Below are 26,462 nucleotides of genomic sequence, written 5' to 3'. Positions count from 1 at the left end.
GGTTTCCCGCCGTTCCGATAGGTAGGTTTTGAGGGCCCACGGATGGGCCTTCGAAGATACATCCCAGATCACGGAGGAAACACCATGGGAATGCAGATCAACACCAACCTGGCAGCGAACAACGCGTACCGCAGCCTCAGCAACACCCAGAACGACCTGTCCAAGTCGCTGGAGAAGCTTTCCAGCGGCCTGCGCATCAACCGCGCCGGTGACGACGCAGCCGGCCTGGCACTGTCCGAAGGCCTGAAGTCCCAGATCGGTGGCCTGACTGTCGCTTCCCGTAACGCCCAGGACGCCATCGGCATGGTGCAGACCGCTGAAGGCGGCTTGAGCCAGGCTCAGTCCATCCTGCAGCGCCTGCGCGACCTGGGTGTTCAGGCAGCCAACGATACGAACAATGAGAAGTCTCGCGAGGCGATAGCGACGGAAGCTACCAGTTTGGTGGGTGAACTCGGCCGAATTGCCTCGTCCACGAACTTCAATGGAACGAATCTGTTGGATTCAGCGAAAACTTTGAACTTTCAAGTCGGAGCGAACGCGGACTCCAGTAGCCAGATTGCGGTGACAACAACAGATCTTTCTGAGATCGCTAGCGACCTTGGGACAGGCAAAGCCACGCAGTTCACCGGGGGAGGTACCGCTGGAGCCGCAACCTTCCAAATCGTCAAGGGGAGCGCCACTACAACTCTTACGACTGATGCTATTTCGCTGACGAACGCAGACAGCAGCGCCAAGTCGCCTGCACAAATCGCTCAGGCGCTGAACGATGACGCGAAGTTCGCCGCCGAGATGGTCGCCTACGTCAGCGACGATAAACTTCAGGTGCGGGCTCTGTCCGGTGGAACCGTGACGGAAACCAGCACGACCAAGGTTCTGGGAACCGATGCCGGAACTCCGAGCACCGTCGCCCTTGATTTCAGTACGGCTTCGGCGTCCCAGGCTGCTGTTAAGACGTTGGACGAAGCTATCACGGCTGTATCAACAGGCCGCGCATCCTTGGGTGCTTCGCAGAACCGCCTTGAGTCGGCCGTGCAGACCATCAACGTGGCCAAGGAAAACCTGACCGCTTCCAACTCCCGTATCCGCGATACGGACATGGCTGAGGAAATGGTCAAGTTCACACGCAACAACATCCTGTCCCAGGCTGGAACTGCCATGCTCGCGCAGGCCAACCAGTCCAACCAGGGTGTCCTGCAGCTCCTGCGCTAACACTCACCTGATAGGCACTATCGGACAGCGCCTATCAGCAGTACACGTTGAATTGGCGCCCGGGGAAACCCCTGATTTCCCCGGGCGCCAACTCCAGCCGCCAGTTCTTTTCCAGAGCCAACACTTCAAGGAGTTGCAGGCGTGGGCCTTGCCATCGATGGACTCGCCAGTGGTCTGGACACCACGTCCTTGATCAACTCGCTGATGACGCTTGAAGCGGCACCGCAGACGCTCATCAAGAGCAAAGCCGCGGCAGTGCAGACCCGAATTTCCGCCCTGCAGGGACTGAATTCCGCTGTGGCCGACTTGGCCGCCAAAGCCGCCAAACTCGCCGAGCCTAAAGGCCTGGAACTTTATACGGCCACCAGCAGCTCAGCCAAAGTCACCACAACCATGGGTACCGGAGCGAAGCCAGGGGCAGTTGACTTTACGGTTTCACAACTGGCGCAGACGCAGGTGTCGGTCACCAAGAACCTCACGGCCTGGCCGGAAGCCACATTGACAATCGTCGGCCAGGACGGCAAAAGTACAACAGTCACCCCGAAGAGCAATTCCCTGGACGACGTCGTCACCGCCGTGAATGCGTCAACCGCCAATGTTGTTGCGTCGAAAGTATCTGTGGGCGGCGGTGAATTCAGGCTGCAGTTCACGTCAGCAAAAACCGGCGTCGCCGGCGGTTTCACCATCACCGACCCGAACCCAACCGCTGGGCTGACAAAAGTCCAGGATGCCCAGGACGCCCAGATCAAGCTCTGGGCCGGAACTGGCGCCGAAGTCATGCTCAGCTCGGCCTCCAACACCTTCTCCGACCTGCTGCCCGGGGTTTCCGCGACGGTGTCCGAAGTTTCCGGCACGTCCACCAGGCTTGCCGTCTCCCGTGACAACGCCCAGATCAGCAAAGCCGCCTCGGACTTGGTCAGCGGTGTCAACGGCGTTCTGGCGCAGATCTCCACCAAATCCGCTGTGGTCAGCAGCACCAACGCGACCGGGTCTCCCATCACCTCCGGCGGAGTATTCACCGGCGACAGCACTATCCGGACGGTGAACGCCGCAATACTGGCCGCAGCGTCCGCTCCGATCAACGGAAAATCGCCGTCCGAACTAGGCATCGGCGTCACCAAGACCGGAACCATGGAGTTTGACGCCACCAAATTCAGCGACGCCCTGGCCAAGGATCCGGCCGGAACCATGGCAGCCGTGGCAACGATCGCTGGCCGTGTGGCTGCGGCCGCCAAGCAGGCCTCCGACCCGGTCACCGGATCAATCAGCACCAAAATCAAGGGCCAGCAAAGTACGGCCAAGGACTTCGCCACCCAAATCGAAAACTGGGACGACCGGTTGGAGACGCGCCGGACCACGCTGCAGCGGACCTACTCGGCCCTCGAAGTAGCCCTCAGCGGGATGAACGCCCAATCGTCCTGGCTGACCTCCCAACTCGCCGGCCTCTCGACAGGAAGCACTTCATCATGAGCACAACCTCTTTCGGCTACGGCAACGCTGCACAGCGCAACCAGTACTTGGCGGATTCCGTGCTCTCGGCTCCGCCGGCACGCCTGCTCACTATGTTGTATGACCGGCTCCTGGTGGACCTGGCTAGAGCGGAAGTGGACCAGAACGCGGGCCACTGGGCCATGGCCGCCGTACACCTCCTGCACGCCCAGGCAATCCTCAATGAACTGTCAACATCGCTGAACACCGATGCATGGGACGGAGCCAGCAGCCTGCTGGGCATCTACAACTACGCCTCCACGGCACTGGTCAATGCGAACATACAGCGCGACCAGGCGTTGACCCGCGAGGCGATCAACCTGCTCGAGCCGCTGCGGCAGACGTGGCATGAGGCTGCTGCTGCCGTTCCGTCAGCCGCACCAGGAGGCGGAGCGCTCGGTGTCGGCTGAGGCTCCGGACCCGGACGCGGCCAAACGCTACGCTGCCCTCGCCGCCGCCGTTGCCTGGACCTCCGCACTGGACACCCTCGAGGCGGCCGTTGAGGCAGCCGAAGCCTTCCTGGACAACCCCGTGGCGCACATGTCCTCCGGGCCCGTTGCCCCTGCCGCAGTGACGCGGATGGACTGGCTGCCGCCAGCCCTGGAAGGCCACATACCAGCCAGTGCCGTGGCAAGGGCCAGGATACTGGCTGATAAACAGGCAAGCATTGCCCGGCGCCTTGCAGAAGCGCGCCAGGACGTGCAGCGCCAGCTTCAGGCGGTGTCATCAGTGCCGGGAATCGGTGAGTCCCGTCCGGCTGTTTACCTGGACGTGACGGGCTAGCAGAGCCGGGCAGCAGGTGCCCGGAAAAACCTGCGCATTTCTTCCTAACGGGCCGCTGAGCAGTGCCGATAACACTGATAGAGCACGGATCGCTCGACGCCACGGCCACGGATCGGCCTTTGTATTACAACTCAGGCAGGTTTGTTGTGCTCGAATCCGTGTCCTCCGCTGCAATTGCCAGCGCGCTGGATGGACTGGCCCTGCGCCAGCGCACCATCGCAAACAACATCGCGAACATCAACACCCCCAACTACCGGGCCAAACGCGTCTCGTTCGAAGCGGAATTGGCGGCCTCGGTGCGCGGCGGCGACGGCCACGCGGCGGCCACCATCGAAGCCTCCCTGGAGCCCACCCAGCTCAACGGCAACAACGTGAACCTGGACACCGAAACCCTGTCCAACATCGACACTGTGCTGCGGTACCAGTTCGCCGCCCGCGCCGCCAATGGCCAGTTCACGTCCCTTCGCGCAGCGATGAGGACCAACTGAGATGACCTTTGACGCCATCGGCATCGCCGGCACTGCTCTGACTGTCCACCGGAAGTGGCTGGACGCCGTCTCGGACAACCTCGCCAACATGAACAACGCCACCAGCACCAACGGCCCGGCGTTCCAGGCCCGCTACATCGAGGCCGCGGAGGGCGCGGACGGCACGGGGGTGTACGTCAGGAGTACACCGGAGGGCGACGCCGAGGGCCGGATCGTGTACCAGCCGGACCACCCGCTGGCCGACGCGGAGGGCTACGTCCGCTACCCGGACATCGACCTCGGCGAGCAGATGGGGGCGCTCATCGTTGCCCAGCGCGGCTACCAGGCCAACGCCCAGCTGGTGGACCGTGCCCGCGAAACATACCTGGCAGCACTTGAGATTGGAAAGCCCTGATGGCATTTGACGCACTAGGTGCAATCGGCGGTGTGGCAGGAGCCGGCAGCGCAGCGGGGCGGGCTGTTCAAGGGGTTCAGGGCACCGGCTACCTGGACGGAACCGCCGCCACAAGCGCCTCGGGTGGGGGCTTCGCCACCGCGCTCACTGGCGCCGTGGACAATCTCCAGCAGCTGCAGTCGACATCCAAAGAGCTCGCCGTCTCCGCGGTCACCGGCAACCTCGACGACATCCACGCTGCCACCCTCGCTTCCAGCCGCGCCCAGATCACGCTGGAACTCGTGGCCGCCGTGCGCAACAAGGGCGTTGACGCCTTCAACGAGATCATGAGGATGCAGGCCTGATGCCCCCACAGATTTCCGCGTTCTTCCGCAAGCTTGGCGGTGGCATCAAAGGCTTCAGCGCAGCCCAGCGCACCCTCGCGATCCTCGGTGTCGCCGTGCTGGTCCTGGGCACCGTGGCCCTGGGAGCCTGGCTCAGCAAACCCTCGTATACACCGTTGTTTTCCGGCCTGAAGGACACGGACGCCAACGGAATCGTGGAGCAGCTGCGCAAGGACAACGTCCCCTACGAAATAGCCAACGGCGGCTCCACCATCCTGGTTCCGGAGGACAAGGTGTACGACGAACGGCTCAAGGCAGCCGCCGCCGGGCTGCCGTCCGCCGCCGCCACCGGGTACTCGCTGCTGGACAAACTTGGCGTGACCTCCTCCGAGTTCCAGCAGTCAGTCACCTACAAGCGCGCCCTGGAAGGCGAACTGGCCGCCACCATCCAGGCAATGGAAGGCGTAAAGACCGCTGCAGTACGGCTCGCCATCCCCGAGAAATCAGTCTTCGTGGACCAGACACCGGATCCCACCGCCTCCGTCTTCGTGGAAACCCAACCCGGCACCACGCTCTCCCCGGACAAAGTGCAGGCGGTAGTCCACCTCACCTCCGCCGCCATTGAAAACCTCAAACCCACCAACGTCTCCGTGGTGGACTCCCAGGGCAACGTGCTCTCCAGCGTTGGCGGGGGTGCCAGCGGCTCCTCCTCCAAGCAGGCCGCCGACTACCAGCAGCGCACCTCCGATTCCGTCAAGGCGGTCCTGGACAGCGTGGTGGGCCGCGGCAACGCCACCGTTGCCGTCGCCGCCGATGTTACCGGCGAATCCGCCCAGCAACGCAGCGAGACCTTCACCGCAGCGGGCGGCGTTCCCGCCCTGAGCGAGACCAGCAAAACCGAGCAGTTCACCGGAACCGGCGGGGGCGCCGCCGGCGTGCTGGGCCCGGACAACATTGCCGTACCGGGCGGCACCACCGGCAACGGCGCGTTCGAGTCCTCGGACAGCACCAAGAACAACGCCGTCAACAAGGTCACCGAGGACCGCATCATTCCCCAGGGCGCGGTGAAGCGGCAGACCATCTCCGTGGCCATCAACCAGGCAGCCGCCGGGGGAGTCAACCTCAACTCAGTGCGGGCACTCGTGACCGCAGCCGCCGGTGTGGACCCCGCGCGCGGCGACGTGGTAACCGTCGAGATGCTCCCCTTCAGCACCGCCGCTGCAGACGATGCCGCCGCATCCCTCGAAGCGGCCAAAGCCGAAGCCGAAGCAGCGCAGCAGGCCGAACTGGTGAAAACGCTTGTCGTGGCCGGCAGCATCCTGCTTGCAGCCCTGGCCCTGATCGTGGCCGTCCTCATCTCCTGGAAGCGCCGCCAGAAGCGCGAGCCCGTGGACCTGGGGGTAGGTATCGAGTACGGAACGATCCCCGAAATAGGGGCAGGCTCCGCCCAGGCCATCGAACCGCCGCCCGCCACTACGGCCATCCAGCTGCCGCCGCCGGCGCCGCTGCCCCTTCCGGGGGCGGAAGCGCTGGACGTCGAACGCCGGCGCGCGCAGGTGGAGGCCATGGTGGCCGAAAGCCCCGCCCGCACCGCTGACTACCTGCGCGGGCTCATGGACGACAGGCAGCCTGTATGACCCCGGGGCAGCCCGGCACGGACCTGGCCGCGGTCTTGTCCGGCGCCCAAAAAGTGGCAGTGGTCCTCATGCAGATGAGCCCGGAAAGCGCCGCCGCCGTCATGGCCCAGTTCTCCGAGGCAGAAGCAGAAGACATCGCGGCGGAAATCGTGCGCCTGCGCCGGGTCTCGCCGGCAGTGGCGGACCAGGTCATGGGCGAATTCCATGACATCGCGGTGAGCGGCCGCCGCACGGCCCGCGGCGGCCAGGAACTCGCCGTAGGCCTCCTGGAGGCCTCCTTCGGCGCCGACAAGGCCGCGGGCTTTATGGACCGACTCGCCTCAACCATGGCCGGGAAGTCCTTCGAGTTCCTGGAGATGATGGATTCCGGGCAAATCCTGGCCCTCATCGACAGCGAGCTGCCGCAAACCATCGCCCTGGTCCTCGCGCACCTGCGCCCGGCTAAGGCCTCCGCCGTGATGGCGGGCCTGGCGGATGCCCAGCGCAGCGACGTGGCACGCTGCATCGCCCTTATGGGTTCGCCCACTCCCGAAGCCGTGGGAATCGTGGCCGACACGCTGAAACAGCGCTCCGGCGCTGTGGTGTCGCAGGGCAAATCAACGGAGACGGTGGGCGGGATCCAGCCGCTCGTGGACATCATCAACCGCTCGGACGTCTCCACCGAACGCTCCGTGCTGGACGGGCTGGAAACCCTGGACCCGGCGTTGGCCACGGAAGTCCGCGCCCGGATGTTGACCTTCGTGGACATCGTGAAGCTGGAACGGCGGGACATCCAGCAGATCCTGCGCGGGGTGCCTCCGGAGGTGCTGGCCCTCGCCATGAAGGGCGCCCCCGCGGTGGTCCTGGACGCCGTCCGGACCAACGTTTCGGGCCGGAACCAGGAGATCCTCGAAGCCGAAATGGCCAACGCCGGGCCGGTCCGCGCCTCCCAGGTGGAGGAAGCCCGGGCGGAAATCGTCCGGTCCATCCGCGAACTGGAGGCCAACGGCGCCATCGTGGTGCGGCGCGGCGAGGAGGACGATCTTGTCTACTGAAGCCCCACCCATCACGGTGGTCTTCCCGCGGCTGGAACCGCGTGGCGTCTCCGAGGCGCAGGAGCGCGGTTACGTCCAGGGCCATGCCGCCGGATACGCCGCCGGACTGCGGGCCGCTGCCGCCGAGCAGGCAACGCAAGCGGAGCGCCACCAGGCCGAGCACAACGCGGCCCTGGACTCCGCGCACGAAGCAACGGAGCACGCGGTCGCACTGCTCGGCGCCGCAGCCGCCGCCTTCCAGCAGCGCTTTGCGCTGTTGCTTCAGGACGCCGAAGCGGTCCTGGCCGCCAGCGCACTTGAGCTTGCCGAAGCCGTGCTGGCTTATGAGCTGCACGACGGCGACCGCACCGCGCGCGCGGCGCTTCAGCGGGCATTGTCCCCAAGCGGGTCCGGCGCCGCCGACGCCGGCGAGGGCAGCTTGCAAGGCACTGCGCCGGGCCACGCAGAACGCAGCAGGGGCGGCACCCCCGAGGTATCCGCGGTCCGGATGCACCCGGACGACGTCGCCGTATTGCAAAGAGCAGTGCTGCCGGCAGGCGTCCACCTCGTCCCGGACCCGTCCTTGGCCCGCGGCGACGCTATGGCGCAGTACCCGAGCGGCTGGCTGGACGCGCGGCTGGGCACAGCCCTGGCCCGCGCCAGGGCTGTGCTGCTGGGACCGGAACACGCCCCGGAACACACCGCGCTGCCGGGCCGGCCAGGAGCCCAGCCATGACCGTGACGTGGCGCCCCTACGGCAACCGGTTCAGCCAGGCCCTCACCGCTGCCGCGCCCGAACGCATCGGCACCGTGACCGCCGTCCTGGGCCTCGGCCTGGAAATCACCGGACTGGACTGCGCGGTGGGGGACCTGATCACCGTAGGGGACGGGCCAGGGCTCGACGCCGAAGTGGTGGCCTCCGTCAGCGGCGCCATCCGCTGTATGCCCCTGGGCCGCCTCGCCGGTGTGGCCGCAGGTGATCCGGCGAGGTCCAAGGGGACGCCGCTGCTGGTCCCCACCGGGACCGGGCTCTTCGGGCGGGTGCTGGACGGGCTGGGCCGGCCGATTGACGGGAAAGGCCCGCTCCGCACCGGCGTGATGGTCCCGGCGGACAACGAATCACCCTCTGCCATGCACCGGGCCCGCGTGGACGCACCGCTGCACACCGGTGTCCGGGTGCTGGACACCATGGCCACGCTGGGCCGCGGCCAGCGCATGGGCTTGTTCGCGGGTTCCGGCGTGGGCAAGTCCTCGCTGCTCTCTATGATCGCCCGCGGTACCGACGCCGAAGTGTCGGTGATCGCCCTGGTTGGCGAGCGCGGCCGCGAAGTGCGCGAATTCCTTGAGGACGATCTGGGTCCGGAAGGCCTGGCCCGCTCCGTGGTGGTGGTGGCTACCTCGGACGAACCCGCCCTGATGCGGCTCCGCTCGGCCGTGACGGCCACCCGGATCGCGGAGTCGTTCCGTGAATCCGGCCAGGACGTGGTCCTGATGATGGATTCGCTCACCCGTGTCGCCATGGCGCAGCGGGAGATCGGCCTCTCCGCCGGCGAGCCGCCTGCCACCCGCGGCTACCCGCCGTCCACGTTTTCCCTCCTGGCCCGCCTGCTGGAACGGGCCGGCACCGCCGAGACGGGCTCCGTCACAGGGATTTACACAGTCCTGGTGGACGGTGATGACCACAACGAGCCCATCGCAGACGCCGCCCGGTCCATCCTGGACGGCCACGTGGTGCTGGACCGCAAACTCGCCGTGGCCGGCCACTTTCCGTCCGTGGACGTGCTGGGCTCCGTGTCACGCGTCGCCGCCAAAGTGAATGCCCCGGCGTGCACCGCCGTGGCGTCGTTGCTGCGCAAGGTCCTGGCTGCGCGGCGGAACGCACAGGACCTGATCGATGTCGGCGCATACCACCGGGGGACCAATCCGCTGGTGGACGCCGCCCTGGACAATGAGGGCGCCATCAACGGTTTCCTGCAGCAGCGGATGGACGATTTCACCCCGCACAGCCAATCGTGGCAGGCCCTGACTGCCCTTACCGCACGCCTTGGAGCCCTGGAAGGAGCCGCATGAACCGACAGTTTCCCCTTGCCGGTCTGCTCAGGCTGCGCAAGATGCAGCAGGACCAGGCAGCAACAGAAATGGCCCGTGCCAGTTCGCGTTCGCAGGGCGCCCGCGAACGCCGCGCCGCCGCGCGGACGGAGCTGGGCAGTTCGGACCAGACTGCGGGCAGTTCGTCGGCCCTGCTGGCCATCGCCGCGGCCCGTGCCTCGTCGCAAAGCATGCTCGCGGACCTGGATGCCCTGGCCGCTGCCACCGAGGCCCAGCTCGCCGAAGCCCGCACCGATTACACCGAGGCGCGGCGCAAGGCTGTGGGGCTGGAGAAGCTCGAACTCCGGCACGGGACCGAACTCGCCGTGGCCGAGCTGCGCGCCGAACAGGGCGTCCTGGACGAGATCGCGTCCACATCCTGGCACCGCACGGCAGGACAGGCCTCCTCATGAGCATGACTGAAATCATCGGCCGGATCAGCACCATCCAGTCCATGATCGACCAGCTGTCCCGGCCCATCGAGTCCACGCCCGCGCCCACCGCCTCAACGGCCGCCAACGCCGCAGCTTTCGACGCCGCCCTGGCCGCCGCGGGCGGGGACAGCAGCACAGCCCTGGGCAGCATTTCCAGCCTGGCCGGGTCAGCCGGAATTGCAGGCCTGACCGGACTGTCCGGGGTGACCGGGGCGCTCAGCACCGGCGCCACCCCAGTGCAGGCCGGGACGGCTACGGGCACTGATGTGGTGGCCGCCGCCAAGAAGTACATCGGCGTCCCCTACGTGTGGGGCGGCACCAACCCGGCCACCGGCATGGACTGCTCCGGCTTTGTCCAGCGGGTCTTCAAGGACCTGGGCGTCGACATTCCGCGTGTGGTCAGCGATCAGATGAAGGTGGGAACCCCGGTGGCGTCCCTCGCCGAAGCAAGTCCGGGGGACCTCCTGGTCAGCTTCGGCGGCGAACATATCTCCATATACCTGGGCAACGGCAAGGCTATCGATGCCCCCGTGCCCGGACAGACCATCCAGATCCGCGACGCCTGGGAACAACAGTCCAACCTGACGTCCATCCGCCGGATCGTGCCCGCCGGCCAGGGGGCCTCATGATGCAGCTGCCGCTTCTCCTTCCCCCCGCTTCTCCCCGGCACCCCCACCCGGACTTTGCACCGGCGAACCGCCAGGTGCAAAGTCCGGGCAACGGTGCGCGGGGCCAACAGCCGCCTGAAGCAAGCGGCGGCTTCCCGTTCGACGCCGTCCTTGTAGACGTGCTGGCAGCGGCCCCCGCGGTGTCGATACAGGGGGACGTTGCGGAGCCCGGGGAGTCGCTGGGAAAGGCCGACGACGGCGGCACCGCCTTGGTGACTGCGGCGGACCCAGTGCCGGGCCAGGCAGGGGTGCTCCCGTTTCCAGCCGCGGTGGCACCTTTCGCAGCGGCTTTAGTTCCCGCCTCCACCGTCACCAGCGGTGCCACGATGTGGCTCCCCGCAGCCGCCGCTGCTGGCTCCGCGGGGCCTGATGCCGCTTCTGCGGCAGCCCCGATTGCGGAGGGCCAGCGGGCGGCTGCTGATGCCGCTGCTGCAGTCCCGGACGTCAAAGGTTCGCCGGCCGGCAGGCAAGGTTCTGATCCGGCAACGGGAGACGCCGCCCAGGCCATCAGCGCTACGGAAGGCACTCCTGCGGCCCGGCAGGGCCCTGGCATCGGTCACGCTCCCGGGATAGGGCAAGCTTCCGGAAACAGCACCTTCACGGCAACGCCGCAGGATGGTGGCGCGGCAAGCTCCGCCACGTCAGGCCCGCTCAGCTCCGCCACGTCAGGCCCGCTCAGCTCCACCACGTCAGGCGCCGGTGCGCTCCTCTTCGCCGGGGCAGAATCCGACGTCCCAGGGCACTCCGCATCCGGAGAAGCACCTCCGGCACCAACCTACGCGGCACCTCCCGTCCACGCTGCGCCCGCCGCCCCGCTTCCGGCCACGGCTACCGCCCAGCCTGCACCGTCCCACCCCGCGGGCTTCACCGATCCCGGCAGGCTCACACCGCAGCTGGCCGGCCCGCTGTTCTCGCTCGCGTCGGCCGCGCCGGGGGAGCACGTCATGACACTGAAGGTCTCGCCCGAGGACCTGGGCCCGGTCACGGTGCGTGCCCACATCGACGCCAGCGGGGTGCGGATCGAATTGTTCGCCCCCGGGGACGCCGGCAGGGACGCGCTGCGGACCATCCTGCCCGAACTCCGCCGCGGGCTGGCGGAATCCGGACTGGGAACCAGCCTTGACCTCTCCGATCAGAGTTCCCCGCCGGACACCGGAGGAGAGCCGTGGCAGGATCCCGGAAGCCGGGAGCGGGGCCAGCCCCAGCCAACTGTGGCGGCACCGGCTGAACCCATCCGCGCAGCCCGCCGCCCGGCCGTCGTACTTCCAGGAAACCCGCACGGCAGCCTGGACATCCTGGCATGAAGCACCCGCAACCATGAAAGAGAGCCACCCATGACCGTCGAAGCCCTCGGCGCCACCAGCGGCATCCAGGCCGGCACCACAACACGCCAGCCGGTGCAGAGCCTGGACTCGGACGTTTTCATGAAGCTGCTGGTGACGCAGCTGAAGTACCAGGACCCCGGCGCACCCATGGACACCAACCAGATGATGGCCCAGTCCGTGCAGCTGTCCATGATGGAAAAAATGACTGAGCTCTCCACTGGAGCCAAGGAGAGCTTCTCACTCCAGATGCGCACAGCAGCGGCCCAGATCGTGGGCTCCGAGGTCAGTTACCTGCTGCCGGACGGCACTGAAGGAAGCGGCGTGGCTACTTCCGTCTCCTTCGCCACAGGCGTGCCGGTGGTGACGGTGGGCGGCAGCAAAGTCCCGCTCGATTCCATCTCCGGGATCAGCGTCCCGGCCACGCCTGGCTCCCTAACACCGTCCTGACCCCACCACAACCAGACCTCCTGTTCCACCCCCGACGAAAGGCCCTCCCATGCTGCGTTCCCTGTACTCCGGCATCTCCGGACTCCGCGCCCACCAGACCATGCTGGACGTCACCGGCAACAACATCGCCAACGTGAACACCACCGGCTTCAAGGCCTCCGCCACACAGTTCCAGGACACACTTTCCCAGATGACGCAGGCCGCCGCGGCGGGGCAGGACGGTGCCGCCGGCTCCAACCCTGCCCAGATCGGCCTCGGCGTGCGGGTGGCCGGCATCAGCACCAACTTCGGCCAGGGTTCGGCGCAGAGCACCGGCCGGGGCTCGGACATGATGATCTCCGGTGACGGCTTCTTCATCACCGGCAAGGGCGGGCAGAACTTCTACACCCGGGCCGGTGCTTTCGAGCCGGACAGCGCCGGCCGGCTGGTCAGCCCGGACGGCGGCATCCTGCAGGGCTGGGCGGCGGTCAACGGCGTGGTGAACACCGGCGGCCCGCTGGCCGGCATTGTCCTCTCCCCGAACACCACCTCACCCGCCGTCGCCACCACCCGGGCAGCCCTTAACGGCAACCTCCCCGCGGATGCGCCCGTGGGCACGTCAGTGGAGCGGCAGGTGAAGGTGTTCAACGGCGACGGCGCCTCCCGGGCCCTGAACCTGACGTTCAGCCGCACCGCCGGCGGCTGGGACGTGACCGGCGTTGATGCCAACGGCGCCACCGGAGCCTCAACCCTGGCCTTCCAGGACGGGGCGCTGACCTCGGCCGGGACCATGGCGGTGGGAGGCATCACCGTGGATCTGGCGGCCGTGACCGGGTACGCGGGAATGAACACGCTTACCGTGGCCGGGCAGGATGGCGCCGAGGCCGGCACCCTGGAGTCCTACACCCTCGCCGCGGACGGGTCCCTCGTGGGGTCCTTCAGTAACGGCAGCCGCGAAGTGCTGGCCCGGGTGGCACTGGCAAAGTTCGCGAACCCCGGCGGCCTGGAAAAGGCCGGCGGCTCAAGCTACGTGGCCACCGGAAACTCGGGCGCCGCCCAGCTGGGCGCACCGGGCGAAGCGGGGATCGGCACCTTGGCCACCGGCTCGCTGGAAATGTCCAACGTTGACCTGTCCCAGGAATTCACCAACCTGATCGTTGCGCAGCGGGGGTTCCAGGCGAACGCCCGCATCATCACCACCTCGGATGAGGTGCTCCAGGAGCTGTCCAACCTGAAGCGGTAGTCCCCACCGGCACCCTAACCTCGCAAGCTCGGCCAGGGAACCCTGCCGGCGTGGGCCCACCCTCCGCCACAACCCTCCATCCATTGCTCCGTAACTGCTGGTTTTGCGGGACGAAAAGGCAGTTGCGGAGCAATCGATGAGGCACGTCCTAACGCGGGAGCGCCGCCGGCCGACAGTAGGGAGGGAACACGGACTTTCCCACCCACAGAGCAGAAACGGCCCATGATCGTTGTCACCCGCCTCAACGGCACCCGCTTCGCCGTGAACCCGGACCTGATTGAACGTATCCATGAAAGCCCGGACACGCATCTGGTGACTCTCGACGGCGCCACGTACGTTGTGCGGGAAAGCCTGGCCGAGGTTGTGGAACTGATCGCAAACTACCGGGCCTACGTGCTTCGCCGGGCGCAGGACCTGCCCACGGTCACCGGGTACCCGCTCAGCCTTGTCCGGACACCCGAGGAGTAACGCCATGGATCCCGCAACACTTATCGGACTGCTCCTGGCCTTCGGGTCCGTCTACGTGATGGTCACGCTTGAGGGCGCCCACATCGAGGCCCTGCTGCTGCCCGCTCCCATGGTCTTGGTGTTCGGCGCCACCTTGGCCGTGGGCCTGGCAGGCAACACGCTGCGGGACTTCATCCAGGCGTTCAAGGACCTGCCCCGGGCCTTCCTGGCCAAGCCCGCCAAGCCGCAGGACAGCATCGAACAGGTGGTCGGGTTCGCCGAGAAGGCCCGCAGCGAGGGGCTCCTCGCCCTGGAGGACGAGGCCGGCAAGGCGGCGGACCCGTTCCTGGCCCGGGCACTGCAGAACATCGCCGACGGCACGGACGCCGAAGAGCTGCGCATGCTCATGGAAGACGAGATCGATACAAAGATGCGCCGCGACCGGATCTCCAGCAAGTTCTTCGCGAGCCTGGGCGGTTACGCGCCCACCATCGGCATCATTGGCACCGTGGTGTCCCTGACCCACGTCCTGGAGAACCTCTCCACCCCGGACCACCTGGGCCCCATGATCGCCACCGCCTTCGTTGCCACGCTGTGGGGCCTGGTGTCCGCGAACTTCCTCTGGCTGCCCTTCAGCTCCAGGCTCAAGCGGCTCTCAGACCTTGAAGTGGAACGGATGACCCTGCTGATGGAGGGCATGCTGGCCGTCCAGAACGGCACCCAGCCGCTGCTGCTGGCCGAACGGCTCCGTGCCATGGTCCCGGCCACCCAGCCGGGCAAGGACAAGGGCAAGGGCAAGGGCAGGGGGCGCCAGCCCGAGGACGGGAACTTGCTGTCGGACCTGGGCCGGGCCGCTTGAAGCAGCGCCGCCGCCGCACCACCGAGCACGAGGAAGAACACGTCGACGAACGGTGGATGGCCTCCTACATGGACATGGTCACCGTGCTGATGTGTATGTTCATCGTCCTGTTCGCCATGTCCACCGTGGACCAGGACAAGTTCGACAAGCTCCGCAATTCCCTGGCAACCGGCTTCGGCGCCGTGGCCAGTGAAACCGTGGACGTGGCCAGCGGCACCGTGGTGCCGCCCGAACAAAAGGTGGACGAGGCAGAAAGCTTCTCCTCGATGGAGCTCGCCCTCAAGGAAGCGGACCGCCTCACGGCATTGCGCCAGCAGATGGAATCGGCGCTGAAGGCCGAGCAGCTCGAAGCCAACGTCCAGTTCCAGATCAACGAACGCGGACTCACCGTCAAACTCGTGGGGTCCCAGGCCTTCTTCCTCCCGGACCGGCCCGATCTCACCCCGCGCGCCAGCCAGGTCCTGGACACCATCAGCCCCACCCTGGCCCCGGCCGGGCTGGAGATCATGGTGGAAGGCCACGCCGCCAACGGCATCACGGCGTACCCCTCCACCTGGGAGCTGTCCTCCGCCCGGTCCGTGAACGTCCTGCGGTATCTGGTGGACCGCGGCGGCGTGCCGCCCGGACGGATCGGTGCGGTGGCGTTCGGCTCGGCCCGCCAGGTCAACGATGACTCCACCGAGGAGCTGATGGAACTGAACCGGCGGGTGGACGTGGTGGTCCTCTCGGACCAACCCGAAGCCATCAGGGCACTCATCCCCGCAGCGGTCCAGGCCCAGGCCGCAACCCCGGCCCACTAGCCGCTTACGCACGGGAACCGGCTGCCGATAGTGCAGACCGTGAGTGAACAGGACCATCGGCAGCGGACCGTGGAAGTCTACGACTTCCGCCGGCCCACCACGCTGCCCAGGCAGCACAGCCGCGTCCTGGAAGTTGCCTTCGAAACCTTCGCCCGGCAGTGGGGCACCCAGCTGACGGCCAAAGTCCGGGTCAAGTCCTCCGCCACCCTGGACCAACTCAGCATGCAGAGCTACGACGCGTACGCCGCCTCCCTCCCGGCCGTCACGTCCATGGTCCTGTGCCGGATCGACGGCAGCGAGTCCCGGCTGGTCCTGCAGTTCCCCGCCTCCGCCGCACTGTCGTGGATCAGCCGAATGCTGGGCGGCGCCACGGACACCCTGGTCCCGGAACGGAAGTTCACCCAGATCGAGCACGCGCTGGTCCGGCGCATGGTGGAGGACGGGCTGGAGGACCTGCGCTATTCCCTGGGCTCCCTGCTGGCGGCGCCGCTGACCATGGACGTGGTGCAGTACAACTCGCAGTTCGCGCAGGCGGCAGCGCCCGGCGAGCTGATGATCGTGGCATCGTTCAGCGTGAAGGTGGGCGAGATCCACAGTGCGGCCACTTTGGCCATTCCGGCCGATGTGCTGCTGCCGGGACTCGGCGCCGTGAACCCCACCATCCACGCGGCCGACGCCGGCGCCCTGGTCCGCGCGCAGGTGGCCCAGGTGCCGGTGGACGTCGCCGTGCAGCTGGCATCCACACCGGTGACCCCTGCGCAGATCCTGGGCCTCGCCGTCGGGGACATCCTGCCCCTGCCGCACCGCGAGAACAGCCCTTTTGACGTCACCATCAACGGCACCCGGCTGGCCACGGCCGCACCGGCCCGCAACGGCTCCCGCGCCGCAGCGGTCATTGCCACCATCGAGGAGAACCAGCGATGAGCATCACCCTGACCCTGCACGAAACCTCGGCCCGGGAGCTGGCCCAGCACCTTCCGCACCCTGCCGCGCTGCGGGTCTCCGGGATCGTCCCGCCACGTGCCGCCAGCGCCTACGCTCCGCAGGGCATTGCCGCAACGTTCGTCGGTGCCCTCACCGCAGACCTGGCCCTCATCCTGACGGACCGCTCGTTCCTGGCCGCCGCCGGCGGCTCCGCGGCGGGCCTGGTGTCCGCCGTCGATGTCCTCCGCCCGGCCATGGAAGCCGCCGCGTCCGTGTTTGACGCCGGCGTGCTGGGCGAACTGCGCGAGGAGGACGCCGCCGGGCTGCTCTCGGACCCCGAAACCGCCGTGTTCGAACTGACCGACGGCATCAGCCCCGCGGGTTGGCTCGCCGTCCGGGTGCGGGAACACGGAACTGTCCAGGACGGAACCCGCCAGGGCCGGGCGCAGGACGGACCCGTCTCGGCCCGCCTCAGCCTGATCAGCAACGTGGAAATGGCCCTCACCGTGGAGATCGGCCGCACCCGGATGTCCGTGCGCGACGCCCTGGCACTGGAACCGGGCAAGGTCATCGAGCTGGACCGGTCCGCCGGCGCCCCGGCCGATGTCCTGCTCAACGGCCGCCTGATCGCCCACGGTGAAGTGGTGGTGGTGGACCAGGATTACGCCGTCCGCATCACCCGCATCCTCGATACCGCCGAGGGACTTGGCTAAATGGACTCAGTGATCCTGGGGCTGCGCGTTCTCGTGGCCCTTGGTGCGGTGCTGGGCCTGATGTGGTTCCTGCAGCGCCGCATTGGCACCGCGAAAGGCAAAGGCCGCCGCCGCGCCAGCCGCACCCTCAGCGTGGTCAGCCGCCAAAGCGTGGGCCAGAAGGCTTCCGTGGTGGTGATCGACGCCGGGGACCGGCGCTTCCTCCTGGGCGTCACCGAACACAGCATCAACGTCCTCCACGCGGGGGACATCCCCGCCGAAGCCGTGGAAAGTACGACGCCGGAGCCCCGCCTTGCGCTGCCCCCCGTGGGCCCGCAGGCCGTCACCGCAGGGGCGGAGGGTTTCGCCGCCGTCTTCCAGGAAAGTGCCGGGATGCCCCGCCGCAGCCAACTGCACCGCCGCGGCTCCACGCTGCCGGGCACGCCCGCTTCAACCCTGCACGGATCCCTGCTGGCCGGCTCCACCTGGCGCCAGGCCGCCGAGGCCCTTCGGGGACGCCGCAGTTGACCGGAAGCGTTGCCGCACGGCCCCGGAAGAGGGTGTGGCTGGTCCTCCTCGGCGCGCTGCTGCTCGCCGTCGTCCTTCTCTGGCTGGGCAACCCGGCAGGGCAGGCAGCACCGCTGCCGCCCACCCCGCCCACGGACCCGGCGCAGCCCGGCGGCGGCAATGTGAGCATCGAGATCAACGGCCTGGACGGTGCTCCCTCCACCGCCGTGGTGACGCTGATCGGCATCACGCTGCTGTCCGTGGCCCCTGCGCTGCTGCTGATGATGACGTCCTTCACCAAGATCTTCGTGGTGCTGGCCATGACCCGCAACGCCCTGTCCCTTCCGTCCATCCCGCCCAACCAGGTGCTTGCCGGCCTGGCCCTGTTCCTGTCGCTGTTCATCATGTGGCCCGTCATCGCGGAGATCAACACCACCGCCGTGCAGCCCTACCTGGGCGGCAGCATCGACTTCAATGCCGCCGCCTCGGCCGGCGCCGCACCGCTGCAGCGGTTCATGCTCAGCCACACCCGGGAGGAGGACATCGCCCTGATGACCAGGGCAGCCCGGATGGCCAACCCCGCCAACCCTGAATCCGTGCCGCTGCAGACCCTGATCCCGGCGTTCATGATCTCCGAACTCCGCGCAGCGTTCATCATCGGATTCGTCATCTTCATCCCGTTCCTGGTGATCGACATCGTGGTCTCCGCGGCGCTGATGTCCATGGGCATGATGATGCTCCCGCCGGTGATGATCTCCCTGCCGTTCAAGATCCTGCTGTTCATCCTGGTGGACGGCTGGGGGCTGGTTATCACCTCCCTGATCCAGAGCTACAGCAGCTGATGGACACCAACGCAGTCCTGGACATCTGCCTCCAGGCCATGATCGTGGCCGCGAAGCTCGCCGCACCCGTCCTGGTCACCGCATTGGTGGTGGGGCTGGCCATCTCCCTCCTGCAGTCCATCACCCAGCTGCAGGAAGCCACCCTGTCCTTCGTCCCCAAAGCCGTGGCCGTCGCCATCGCCCTGGTGGTGTGCGCGCACTGGATGATCACCGAGATCGTGGCCTTCACCAACGAGCTCTTTGCCCGGATCCCCGGGCTGATCGGGGGAGCGTGACGTGGACATACCGATCGACCAGTCCTGGCTTGAGGCCATGCTCCTGGCCTCGGTCCGGATGATCGCCTTCCTGGTGGTGGCCCCGCCCTTCGCCCACCACGCCATCCCCGCCCGGGTGAAGGCCATGCTGGGAATCGGCCTGGGCCTGGCAGTGTCCGGGCGCGTCGCCGAGGGTTACACCCCGCTCGATACCGCAGGGTTCTTCACCGCCATCATCCTGGAACTCGTCACCGGCCTGGCGCTCGGATTCCTGGTGTACCTGGTGTTCGCCGCCGTGCAGTCTGCAGGCAGCCTGATCGACCTCTTCAGCGGTTTCCAGATGGCCCAGGCGTTCGATCCGCAGATGATGGTCAACGGCGCGCAGTTCACCCGGCTCCTGCAAATGGCGGCCTTGGCGCTGCTGTTCGCCTCGGACGGCTACCAGCTGGTGATCGGCGGCCTCACCGGCAGCTTCGCCGCGTTCCCGCTGGCCGGCGGCATGGACCTGGCCCGGCCCGCCGAGGCCATGGTGCAGGCCGTCACGGGCATGTTCCTGTGCGCTGTGCAGATCGCCGGCCCGCTGCTGGTGGTCCTGCTGCTGGCGGACGTTGGCCTGGGCCTGCTGACCCGCGTGGCGCCGGCCCTGAACGCCTTCGCCCTGGGTTTCCCGCTCAAGATCCTCCTCACCCTGGCCCTGGCCGGTTTCCTGTTCCTGGGGCTGCCCAGGATCGTGGCGGTCCTGGCCGAGCAGGCAGCCAACACCCTGATGGGGGTGGGCTGAATGTCTGACTCGCAGGAGAGGACAGAACAGGCCACGGACAAGCGGATGCGCGAGGTCCGGTCCAAAGGCCAGCTCACCCGTTCGCAGGACCTGACGGCCTGGCTGGGCGTGGGGGCCGGCGCCGTGATGCTCCCCGGCACCATTGACCGGGCCAGCAACGCCGCCGCGGACCAGATGTTCAGCATCCGGGCGGTCATGGAAAGCCCGGATCCGGCGAAGGCCGTGCACGCCATGGAGCTCGGGCTTGCCTCCATGGCCGGTGTCCTGGGGCCCATGTTCGTGGTGGTGTTTGTGGTGGTGCTGGCCGGTTCCGCGGCGCAGGGCGGGGTGCACTTCAAGAAGTTCCGCGCCGAGTTCGAGCACTTCAACCTGCTCAGCGGCATGAAGCGGCTCTTCGGCATGCAGGCTGTGTGGGGCGGGGTGAAGGCGCTGCTGAAGGCAACGGTGGTGGGGCTTGTCCTGTACACGGTGGTGCAGGGGCTCATCCCGGTGCTGCTCACCGCCGGCGGGCTGCCCGTCTCCGGCGTGATCCAGGCCGCCGCGGACGGCATCGGTTCACTGGTGCAGTTCGCGGTGGCCGCGGGCCTGGTGCTGGCCGCCGCGGATGTCCTGGTGGTGATGCGCCGCAACCGCAAGAAGACCCGCATGTCCAAGAAGGAAGTCACGGACGAGAACAAGAACACCGAAGGTGATCCGCTGGTGCGCTCGCAGCGCCGCTCACGGCAGCTGGCCATGAGCCGGAACCGCATGATCGCCGCCATCGCGGACGCCGACGTGGTGCTGGTCAATCCCACGCACGTTGCCGTTGCGCTGAAGTACGACGCCGGCAAGTCGGCCCCGCGCGTGGTGGCCAAGGGGGCGGGGGTCATCGCCGCCCGGATCAGGGCCGAAGCCGAAGCGAAGGACGTGCCCATGGTGCAGGACATCCCGCTGGCCAGGGCCCTGCACTCGGCCTGTGAGCTGGGCCAGGAAATCCCGGTGGAACTGTACCGGGCGGTGGCCGGCGTCCTGGCCTTCGTGATGTCGCTGAAGTCCCGCGGCGCGGCGCGCGGGCTCCACAGAATGGCAGATGCCGTATGAACCAGAACAGACCCGCCCGCAGAAGCCCCGGAAGGACCACCGCATGAACAAGCGACTTGGCAGGCTGGCCGTGCCGGTGGGGATCGTGGGCATCGTGCTGCTGCTGGTGGTCCCGGTTCCGGCGCCGCTGCTGGACTTCCTGATTGTCTGCAACATCCTCCTGGCGCTCCTGGTCCTGCTCACCAGCATGTTCGTGAAGAAGCCGCTGGACTTCTCCGTGTTTCCCTCGCTGCTCCTGGTGGCCACCCTGTTCCGGCTGGGCATCAATGTGGCGTCCACCCGCCTTGTGCTGGGCCAGGGCTACGCGGGGCAGGTGATCGAGGCCTTCGGCCACGTCACCGTGGGCGGTTCCATGATCATCGGCGCCGTGGTGTTCCTGATCCTGGTGGTCATCCAGTTCGTGGTGGTCACCAAGGGCGCCGAGCGGGTGGCCGAGGTGGGCGCCAGGTTCACCCTGGACGCCATGCCCGGCAAGCAGATGGCCATCGATGCGGACCTCAACGCCGGCCTGATCACCGATGCCCAGGCCCGCAAGCGCAGGGCCGAGGTCTCGGCGGAGGCCGATTTCTACGGCGCCATGGACGGTGCGTCCAAGTTCGTAAAGGGCGATGCCATTGCCGGCATCATCATTATCATCATCAACTTCCTGGGCGGGATCGCCATCGGTGTGCTCCAGCGCGGCATGGAGGTGGGCGAAGCCCTGAACACTTTCGGCCTGCTGACCATGGGCGACGGGCTGGTCACCCAGATCCCGGCACTGCTCATGGCGGTGTCCACCGGCATGATCGTCACCCGGTCCAACGCCGAGGAGGACATGGGTAAAACCGCGTCCTCGCAGCTCACCCAGTCGCCCAACGCCCTGCTGATTGCCGGCCTGGCGGCGCTGGCCATGGCCCTCATCCCGGGCATGCCCATCCTGCCGTTCATGGTGGTGGGCGGGCTGCTGCTGTTCGCCTCCCGGCGCCTGGCCGCGCAGCAGAAGACCACGGCGGATGCCCAGGCCGCCGAAGAACAGGCCGCCCTCACGCCAGAGGAGGACCCCAACGAACGGCTCCTGGAGGACATGCGGGTGCACCCCGTGGAGATCCTGCTGGCCCCTGACCTGGTGGACATCGTCTCGGGAGCCTCCGATGACCTGCTGGCCCGGGTCCGGTCCCTGCGGCACAAGATCGCCATGGACCTGGGACTGGTCATTCCGCCGGTCCGCACCCGGGACAGCGTGGAACTGCCGCCGGCCACCTACGCCATCCGCATCGCCGGGGTGGAGGCTGGCCGCGGCACCGCGCCGGCCGGCCGGATGCTGGCCCTGGGAGACTTCCTGGACGCGCTCCCGGGCGCCTCCACGGTGGAGCCGGTGTTCGGCCTGGCTGGCAAATGGATCCCGTCGGAGATGCGGCACAGCGCCGAAATGACGGGCGCCACGGTGATCGACCGCGTGTCCGTGCTGGTCACACACCTGTCCTCCATCGTCTCGGCCAACGCCGCGCGGCTGCTCTCCCGCGAGGATGTCCGCGTCCTCACCGAGGGGGTCCGGAAGCAGAGCCCCGCCGCGGTGGAGGAACTCACGCCGGGGTTGCTGTCCCTGGCCGAAATCCAGCGCGTGCTGCAGGGCCTGCTGGAGGAACAGGTGCCCATTAACGATTTGCCGCGCATCTACGAGGCACTGGCGCTGCGCGCGAAGGCTTCCACGGACCCGGAGGCCCTGATCGAGGCGGCCCGGCAGTCGCTGGGACCGGCGCTCGCGGCCAGGTTCCTGGACGGGGGAGTGCTCCACGTGATCATGATCGACCCGCTGCTGGAGCAGTCCATGCTGGAAGACCTGCGCCCCGGCGAGGGCGGCACCCAGATTGTGATGAACCAGGCGCGGCTCGACGCCGTGCTCAGCTCGGTCAAGCAGTCCTTGGAGTCCGCGGCCGCGGCAGGCCGGCAACCGGTGCTGGTGTGCGCGCCCGCCCTCCGCCCGGCCGTCCGGCGGCTGGTGGCATCGCCCGACGGCGGTGTGCAGGTTCTGTCCTACCGCGAAGTGACGTCCGCGAACGTGGGGATCGAAACCGTGGGGGTGGTCCGGCATGCCGAGGCAATTCAGGCTTAAGGGTTCCTCGCTCGAAGCCATCCGCGAGAAGGCGGAGGCCCAGTACGGGGCGGGCGCCAGGATCGTGGCGGCGGAGAAGGTGACCAACCCCGGCATCGCCGGCCTCTTCGCGGCGAACCGCTTCGAAGCCACGGTGGAAGTCCCGGAGGATCCACCGGCAGCGCCGTTGGAAGGCCCGACGGCGGCTGCCGGGCTGGTGCAGGCCACGCACCCCGGGCTGCACCGGCCGGCCATTGCCGCGCTTCTTGAGCAGGCCGACGCCAGCGAACTTCGCCTCCATGGCGGCCCCGGGACTGTCCTGGTGGCGGGCCCGGCCGCGCAGCCTGTTTCCGCGGCGGTTCCCGTGTCCACCGGGAGGGCGGATTTTGCGGGACTGCTGGAGCAGCTGGGCCACGAATACGGCTCCTTGCCGCCCGCCGTCGAACGTTCCCCGCAGCCCAAGGTGACCGGACCGGCGAGGGCGCCTGCCCCGCTTGCCGGGGCAGGGGATTTGGTCCTGCTGCTGGGGCTTGGAGATGATGCGCTGGGTCCGGCCCTGGAGATGTCCCTGGCCGCCGGCGGCTGCGATGTGCGCACCGCCGGGGGCTTCACCGCCTTCGGGCACCTGCACGTCCCGGACCGGCACGGCGCAACGGCAGCGCGGGCAGGGGCGGTGGCCAGCGGGCAGACGGTGCTGCTGGCCTTCGGCCTGGGGCGTCCGCGGGACGCCGCCGGCCACGCGCAGCTGATCTCCAGCCTTTCCCCGGACCAGGTGTGGGCGGTGGTGGACGCCCGCAGGAAGGCCGAGGACACGGCGGCATGGCTGGGCGCACTGCGGGACAAGGTGCCGGTGGACGCCCTCGCCGTGGTGGGGTCGGAGGAGACCCTGAGCCCCGGCACGGTGGAGGGCCTGGGCCTGCCGGTCGGCTGGCAGGACGGCAGAAAGGTACATTGAGAACATGTTGGTTCTGACGCGCAAGCCGGGCGAGAAAATCATGATCGGTGATGACATTGTCATCACCGTCATGGAGGGGCGCGGCGATGGCGTGCGGATCGGGATCGAGGCGCCGCGCGGGGTGACCATCCAGCGCAGCGAAGTGGTGGAAGCCATCGCCGCCGCCAACCTCGCAGCCGCCCAGGCCGGCCCGGAGGCCGAAGAGCTGCTGAAGGCTTTCCTGCCGCCGGCGGGCTGACCGGGTTGCGCCGGTGCCCGCGGAGCCGGCTCCGTTAGGCCAGGCCCAGGAACTCTTCCACCAACGGCTGTGCGCAGTCCTGTACCACGGCAAGGGCGCGCTCCGCGGCGGCCCGTTGCGCCAGGAGTGCCAGTTCATCGGCGGGCTCGGGCGACATGGCTGCTGCCTCCGCCTCCCGGGTGATGCCTTCCAACGCGGAGGCGAGGGCCCCGAGGTTCGCCTCCCGGGCTGAACGGGTCCGGCCCAGGAGACCAGTCATTTCATGCCCGTGCTCCTGCAGCAGTGCACCCCAGCTTCCTGCCGGTGCCGCCGCCGCCAGGACGGGGAGCGTGGCTTCGGCAGGCGCCCCCCATTCGGCGGCGAGGGCGGCCGCCTCCACGTGCCGGGCGAGGGTTTCGAAGCGGAGGCTTTCCAGGACCGATTCGAGGTCCGCTGCGGTGAAGGGGAGCCACTGGAGATCATCGGCGTTGAGGTGCAGGAGCTGGGTTTCCAGGCGGAACAGCAGCAGTTCCAGTTGCCGCCTTTCGCGCCACAGGGACGCCGAAAGCTCGTCTGCCCCCATGCTTTTCTCCGTCCCGTAAAGTGCTTCAACCCCTGCTGCGCGGCGCGTCCATATCACCTTTGGCACGAGCGTACACGTCAAGCTGAAAACAAGTGATATTGTTCGCATCAGCGCTGCGAGTCAGCACCACGAATTAGGTCTCATGGGGGGACTGTATTGAACCGCGATCAACGCAACGAGTTGGTCCTTCAGCATCTGCCGCTGGTGGGCTACCTGGTCTCCGAAGTGTGCGCCAAAGCCACGCATTTGTCGCGTGATGATCTTGCCTCGGTAGGTTCAATAGCCTTGATCACTTCCGCCGAATCCTTTGATCCCGCACTGGGTGTCCCGTTCGGTGCCTTTGCCCGCCGGCGTATCATCGGTGCCTTCGCGGATGAGATGCGCGCCAATGACTGGGCCACCCGCTCGGCCCGCAAACGCATCAAGGAAACCATGGCCGTGGAGGAGACCCTGCGCGGTGTCCTGGGCAGGAACCCCACGGTGGAGGAGATGGCCGCGGCGCTGGGCGTGGAGCGCAGCACGGTGGAAGCCGCCCTGGCCGATGCCGCCCGCACCCTGTCGCCCCTGGACGATGTGGTGGTGGAGACGTTCGCGGCGGAAACGGCGTCGCCGGAACACTCGGTCCTGGCGGACGAACGCGTACAGTACCTGCGCGCCGCCGTCACAGCCCTGCCGGCGAAGATGCGCTACGTCGTCGAAGAGATCTATCTGGCCGGGCGCACGGTGAAGGAACTGGCCGCCGAGCTCGGCTCCACCCATGCCGCGGTGTCGCAGCAGCGGGCCGAAGCCATCCGGCTGATGCGGGACGGCCTGGCCGCCCACTACGCTGATGAGCCGGACCAGGCCTACACGCCGGAATCCCGCATCAACGCCAGGCGCCGGAATGACTACATGACGCAGATGGGCACCGCCACCGCCGGCGGCATCACCCGCCCCGTCCTCTCTGCGTAGGCCTTTCGGCCCCGCGGTGGTTGAGCCTGTCGAAACCTTCCGATTGCCATTAGTCCATTCACATTTGTAAGGTTCAGCTATGACTATGGGGAGAGCTATCACCAAAGCCGTCATTCCTGCTGCCGGATTGGGAACTCGCTTCCTGCCCGCCACCAAGGCAATGCCGAAGGAAATGCTGCCGGTCGTGGACAGGCCGGCCATCCAGTACGTCGTGGAGGAAGCCGTGAAGTCCGGCCTCACCGATCTGCTGATGATCACGGGGCGTAACAAACGCTCCCTGGAGGACCATTTTGACCGCGAGCCGGGCCTGGAGCGTGCGCTGGAGCTGAAGGGCGATAAGGACCGCCTGGAGTCCGTGCAGTACGCCTCGGAGCTGGGGCCCATCCACTATGTCCGCCAGGGTGAGGCCAGGGGCCTTGGCCACGCGGTGCTGTGCGCCAGCCAGCACGTGGGCAAGGAACCGTTCGCCGTGCTGCTGGGCGATGACCTCATTGATGAGGACGAGGACCTGCTGAGCACCATGATGGAGGTGCAGCAGAAGACCGGCGGTTCGGTGATCGCCCTGATTGAGGTGGATCCGTCCCAGATCAGCGCTTACGGCTGCGCGGACATCACACCGGTGGAGGGCGAGGACTACGTCCGGGTCAACAGCCTGGTGGAGAAGCCGTCCGTGGCGGACGCACCGTCCAACCTTGCTGTGATCGGCCGTTACGTGCTGCACCCGTCCGTGTTCGGCGTCCTCGAGAAGACGGCGCCGGGCCGCGGCGGCGAGATCCAACTGACCGACGCCCTGCAGACCCTCGCGGCCGGCGAGGGCGAGGGCTCAGGCGTGTACGGGGTGGTATTCAAGGGCCGCCGGTACGACACGGGCGACAAGCTGAGCTACCTCAAGGCCGTCATCACGCTCGCCTCTGAACGGGTGGAGTTCGGTGAGGACCTGAAGACCTGGATGAAGGGCTTCGTCAACTAGGCCGAAGTAG

General features: G+C 67.6%; 32 protein-coding genes. 31 read left to right on the top strand and 1 reads right to left on the bottom strand.

What is annotated here, in order from left to right:
- The first annotated feature begins 84 nt into the window (after window positions 1-84).
- The 29 genes from BACI348_RS16305 (at window position 85) to csrA (ending at window position 23,969) form a co-directional block, all read left to right on the top strand.
- Window positions 85-1,209, top strand: a complete 1,125-nt coding sequence (locus BACI348_RS16305; RefSeq protein WP_159827751.1) for a flagellin N-terminal helical domain-containing protein — start codon at window positions 85-87, stop codon at window positions 1,207-1,209.
- 141 nt (window positions 1,210-1,350) lie between these two features.
- Window positions 1,351-2,679: a flagellar filament capping protein FliD gene (gene fliD, locus BACI348_RS16300; protein WP_159827748.1), complete on the top strand. Its 1,329-nt coding sequence runs from the start codon at window positions 1,351-1,353 to the stop codon at window positions 2,677-2,679.
- Complete coding sequence (fliS, locus tag BACI348_RS16295) at window positions 2,676-3,107, top strand: flagellar export chaperone FliS (protein ID WP_159827745.1); 432 nt, start codon at window positions 2,676-2,678, stop codon at window positions 3,105-3,107. The genes fliD and fliS overlap by 4 nt, the downstream gene beginning before the upstream one ends.
- Window positions 3,097-3,480, top strand: coding sequence for a hypothetical protein (locus BACI348_RS16290; RefSeq protein ID WP_159827742.1), 384 nt, complete (start codon window positions 3,097-3,099; stop codon window positions 3,478-3,480). The genes fliS and BACI348_RS16290 overlap by 11 nt, the downstream gene beginning before the upstream one ends.
- Before the next feature lie 146 nt (window positions 3,481-3,626).
- Window positions 3,627-3,968 carry a flagellar basal body rod protein FlgB gene (locus BACI348_RS16285; protein WP_159830229.1) on the top strand — a complete coding sequence of 114 codons (342 nt, stop codon included), beginning with the start codon at window positions 3,627-3,629 and terminating at the stop codon, window positions 3,966-3,968.
- 1 nt (window position 3,969) lies between these two features.
- Complete coding sequence (locus BACI348_RS16280; protein WP_159827739.1) at window positions 3,970-4,362, top strand: flagellar basal body rod protein FlgC; 393 nt, start codon at window positions 3,970-3,972, stop codon at window positions 4,360-4,362.
- Complete coding sequence (fliE, locus tag BACI348_RS16275; RefSeq protein WP_159827736.1) at window positions 4,362-4,706, top strand: flagellar hook-basal body complex protein FliE; 345 nt, start codon at window positions 4,362-4,364, stop codon at window positions 4,704-4,706. The genes BACI348_RS16280 and fliE overlap by 1 nt, the downstream gene beginning before the upstream one ends.
- Complete coding sequence (gene fliF / locus BACI348_RS16270) at window positions 4,706-6,322, top strand: flagellar basal-body MS-ring/collar protein FliF (protein WP_159827733.1); 1,617 nt, start codon at window positions 4,706-4,708, stop codon at window positions 6,320-6,322. The genes fliE and fliF overlap by 1 nt, the downstream gene beginning before the upstream one ends.
- Window positions 6,319-7,356, top strand: a complete 1,038-nt coding sequence (gene fliG, locus BACI348_RS16265; protein WP_201298438.1) for a flagellar motor switch protein FliG — start codon at window positions 6,319-6,321, stop codon at window positions 7,354-7,356. The genes fliF and fliG overlap by 4 nt, the downstream gene beginning before the upstream one ends.
- On the top strand, window positions 7,346-8,071 hold the full coding sequence (locus BACI348_RS16260) for a FliH/SctL family protein (protein ID WP_159827730.1): 726 nt from the start codon (window positions 7,346-7,348) through the stop codon (window positions 8,069-8,071). The genes fliG and BACI348_RS16260 overlap by 11 nt, the downstream gene beginning before the upstream one ends.
- Window positions 8,068-9,405, top strand: a complete 1,338-nt coding sequence (locus BACI348_RS16255; protein WP_159827727.1) for a FliI/YscN family ATPase — start codon at window positions 8,068-8,070, stop codon at window positions 9,403-9,405. The genes BACI348_RS16260 and BACI348_RS16255 overlap by 4 nt, the downstream gene beginning before the upstream one ends.
- A complete protein-coding gene (locus BACI348_RS16250; protein WP_159827724.1) occupies window positions 9,402-9,836 on the top strand; it encodes a flagellar FliJ family protein in 435 nt (144 codons plus the stop codon). The genes BACI348_RS16255 and BACI348_RS16250 overlap by 4 nt, the downstream gene beginning before the upstream one ends.
- A complete protein-coding gene (locus tag BACI348_RS21025; protein ID WP_159827721.1) occupies window positions 9,833-10,486 on the top strand; it encodes a C40 family peptidase in 654 nt (217 codons plus the stop codon). Before BACI348_RS16250 ends, BACI348_RS21025 begins: the two co-directional genes overlap by 4 nt.
- Window positions 10,483-11,829 carry a flagellar hook-length control protein FliK gene (locus BACI348_RS16240; RefSeq protein WP_159827718.1) on the top strand — a complete coding sequence of 449 codons (1,347 nt, stop codon included), beginning with the start codon at window positions 10,483-10,485 and terminating at the stop codon, window positions 11,827-11,829. Before BACI348_RS21025 ends, BACI348_RS16240 begins: the two co-directional genes overlap by 4 nt.
- Before the next feature lie 30 nt (window positions 11,830-11,859).
- Window positions 11,860-12,297, top strand: coding sequence for a flagellar hook assembly protein FlgD (locus tag BACI348_RS16235; protein ID WP_159827715.1), 438 nt, complete (start codon window positions 11,860-11,862; stop codon window positions 12,295-12,297).
- Between the two features lie 49 nt (window positions 12,298-12,346).
- Window positions 12,347-13,519 (top strand): flagellar hook protein FlgE, encoded by a 1,173-nt coding sequence (locus BACI348_RS16230; RefSeq protein ID WP_159827712.1) that lies wholly within the window; start codon window positions 12,347-12,349, stop codon window positions 13,517-13,519.
- 222 nt (window positions 13,520-13,741) lie between these two features.
- Window positions 13,742-13,987: a flagellar FlbD family protein gene (locus tag BACI348_RS16225; RefSeq protein WP_159827709.1), complete on the top strand. Its 246-nt coding sequence runs from the start codon at window positions 13,742-13,744 to the stop codon at window positions 13,985-13,987.
- A gap of 4 nt (window positions 13,988-13,991) precedes the next feature.
- On the top strand, window positions 13,992-14,825 hold the full coding sequence (locus BACI348_RS16220) for a motility protein A (RefSeq protein ID WP_159827706.1): 834 nt from the start codon (window positions 13,992-13,994) through the stop codon (window positions 14,823-14,825).
- Window positions 14,822-15,625 carry an OmpA/MotB family protein gene (locus BACI348_RS16215; protein ID WP_159827703.1) on the top strand — a complete coding sequence of 268 codons (804 nt, stop codon included), beginning with the start codon at window positions 14,822-14,824 and terminating at the stop codon, window positions 15,623-15,625. Before BACI348_RS16220 ends, BACI348_RS16215 begins: the two co-directional genes overlap by 4 nt.
- 39 nt (window positions 15,626-15,664) lie before the next feature.
- Complete coding sequence (locus BACI348_RS16210) at window positions 15,665-16,549, top strand: flagellar motor switch protein FliM (protein WP_236557596.1); 885 nt, start codon at window positions 15,665-15,667, stop codon at window positions 16,547-16,549.
- On the top strand, window positions 16,546-17,262 hold the full coding sequence (fliN, locus tag BACI348_RS16205) for a flagellar motor switch protein FliN (protein WP_159827697.1): 717 nt from the start codon (window positions 16,546-16,548) through the stop codon (window positions 17,260-17,262). Before BACI348_RS16210 ends, fliN begins: the two co-directional genes overlap by 4 nt.
- Complete coding sequence (gene fliO, locus BACI348_RS16200) at window positions 17,263-17,769, top strand: flagellar biosynthetic protein FliO (protein ID WP_159827694.1); 507 nt, start codon at window positions 17,263-17,265, stop codon at window positions 17,767-17,769.
- The gene (gene fliP, locus BACI348_RS16195) at window positions 17,766-18,590 is read left to right on the top strand and encodes a flagellar type III secretion system pore protein FliP (protein WP_159827691.1); all 825 of its coding nucleotides are present in this window, start codon (window positions 17,766-17,768) and stop codon (window positions 18,588-18,590) included. Before fliO ends, fliP begins: the two co-directional genes overlap by 4 nt.
- Window positions 18,590-18,865 carry a flagellar biosynthesis protein FliQ gene (gene fliQ, locus BACI348_RS16190; RefSeq protein WP_159827688.1) on the top strand — a complete coding sequence of 92 codons (276 nt, stop codon included), beginning with the start codon at window positions 18,590-18,592 and terminating at the stop codon, window positions 18,863-18,865. Before fliP ends, fliQ begins: the two co-directional genes overlap by 1 nt.
- Window position 18,866: 1 nt before the next feature.
- A complete protein-coding gene (locus tag BACI348_RS16185) occupies window positions 18,867-19,625 on the top strand; it encodes a flagellar biosynthetic protein FliR (protein ID WP_159827685.1) in 759 nt (252 codons plus the stop codon).
- Window positions 19,626-20,705: an EscU/YscU/HrcU family type III secretion system export apparatus switch protein gene (locus tag BACI348_RS16180; RefSeq protein WP_159827682.1), complete on the top strand. Its 1,080-nt coding sequence runs from the start codon at window positions 19,626-19,628 to the stop codon at window positions 20,703-20,705.
- 43 nt (window positions 20,706-20,748) lie between these two features.
- Complete coding sequence (locus BACI348_RS16175; RefSeq protein ID WP_159827679.1) at window positions 20,749-22,797, top strand: flagellar biosynthesis protein FlhA; 2,049 nt, start codon at window positions 20,749-20,751, stop codon at window positions 22,795-22,797.
- Window positions 22,775-23,731, top strand: coding sequence for a hypothetical protein (locus tag BACI348_RS16170; RefSeq protein ID WP_159827676.1), 957 nt, complete (start codon window positions 22,775-22,777; stop codon window positions 23,729-23,731). Before BACI348_RS16175 ends, BACI348_RS16170 begins: the two co-directional genes overlap by 23 nt.
- A 4-nt stretch (window positions 23,732-23,735) precedes the next feature.
- Window positions 23,736-23,969, top strand: a complete 234-nt coding sequence (csrA, locus tag BACI348_RS16165) for a carbon storage regulator CsrA (RefSeq protein ID WP_159827673.1) — start codon at window positions 23,736-23,738, stop codon at window positions 23,967-23,969.
- Window positions 23,970-24,003: 34 nt separating this feature from the next.
- On the opposite strand, the gene flgN is transcribed toward csrA, so the two are convergent.
- A complete protein-coding gene (gene flgN / locus BACI348_RS16160) occupies window positions 24,004-24,531 on the bottom strand; it encodes a flagellar export chaperone FlgN (RefSeq protein ID WP_159827670.1) in 528 nt (175 codons plus the stop codon).
- A 156-nt stretch (window positions 24,532-24,687) separates the two neighbouring features.
- Between flgN and BACI348_RS16155 the strand changes: the two genes are divergently transcribed.
- Together BACI348_RS16155 and galU are read left to right on the top strand one after the other, a co-directional pair.
- On the top strand, window positions 24,688-25,482 hold the full coding sequence (locus BACI348_RS16155) for a sigma-70 family RNA polymerase sigma factor (protein ID WP_159827667.1): 795 nt from the start codon (window positions 24,688-24,690) through the stop codon (window positions 25,480-25,482).
- Window positions 25,483-25,561: 79 nt separating this feature from the next.
- Window positions 25,562-26,452, top strand: a complete 891-nt coding sequence (gene galU, locus BACI348_RS16150; RefSeq protein ID WP_159827664.1) for a UTP--glucose-1-phosphate uridylyltransferase GalU — start codon at window positions 25,562-25,564, stop codon at window positions 26,450-26,452.
- The last annotated feature ends 10 nt before the right edge of the window (window positions 26,453-26,462 follow it).

Source organism: Arthrobacter sp. 9AX, from assembly GCF_902506095.1.
Taxonomy (GTDB): Bacteria; Actinomycetota; Actinomycetes; order Actinomycetales; family Micrococcaceae; genus Arthrobacter.
The sequence above is the reverse complement of the archived record's forward strand: the minus strand, read 5'-3'. Positions and strand labels throughout refer to the sequence as shown.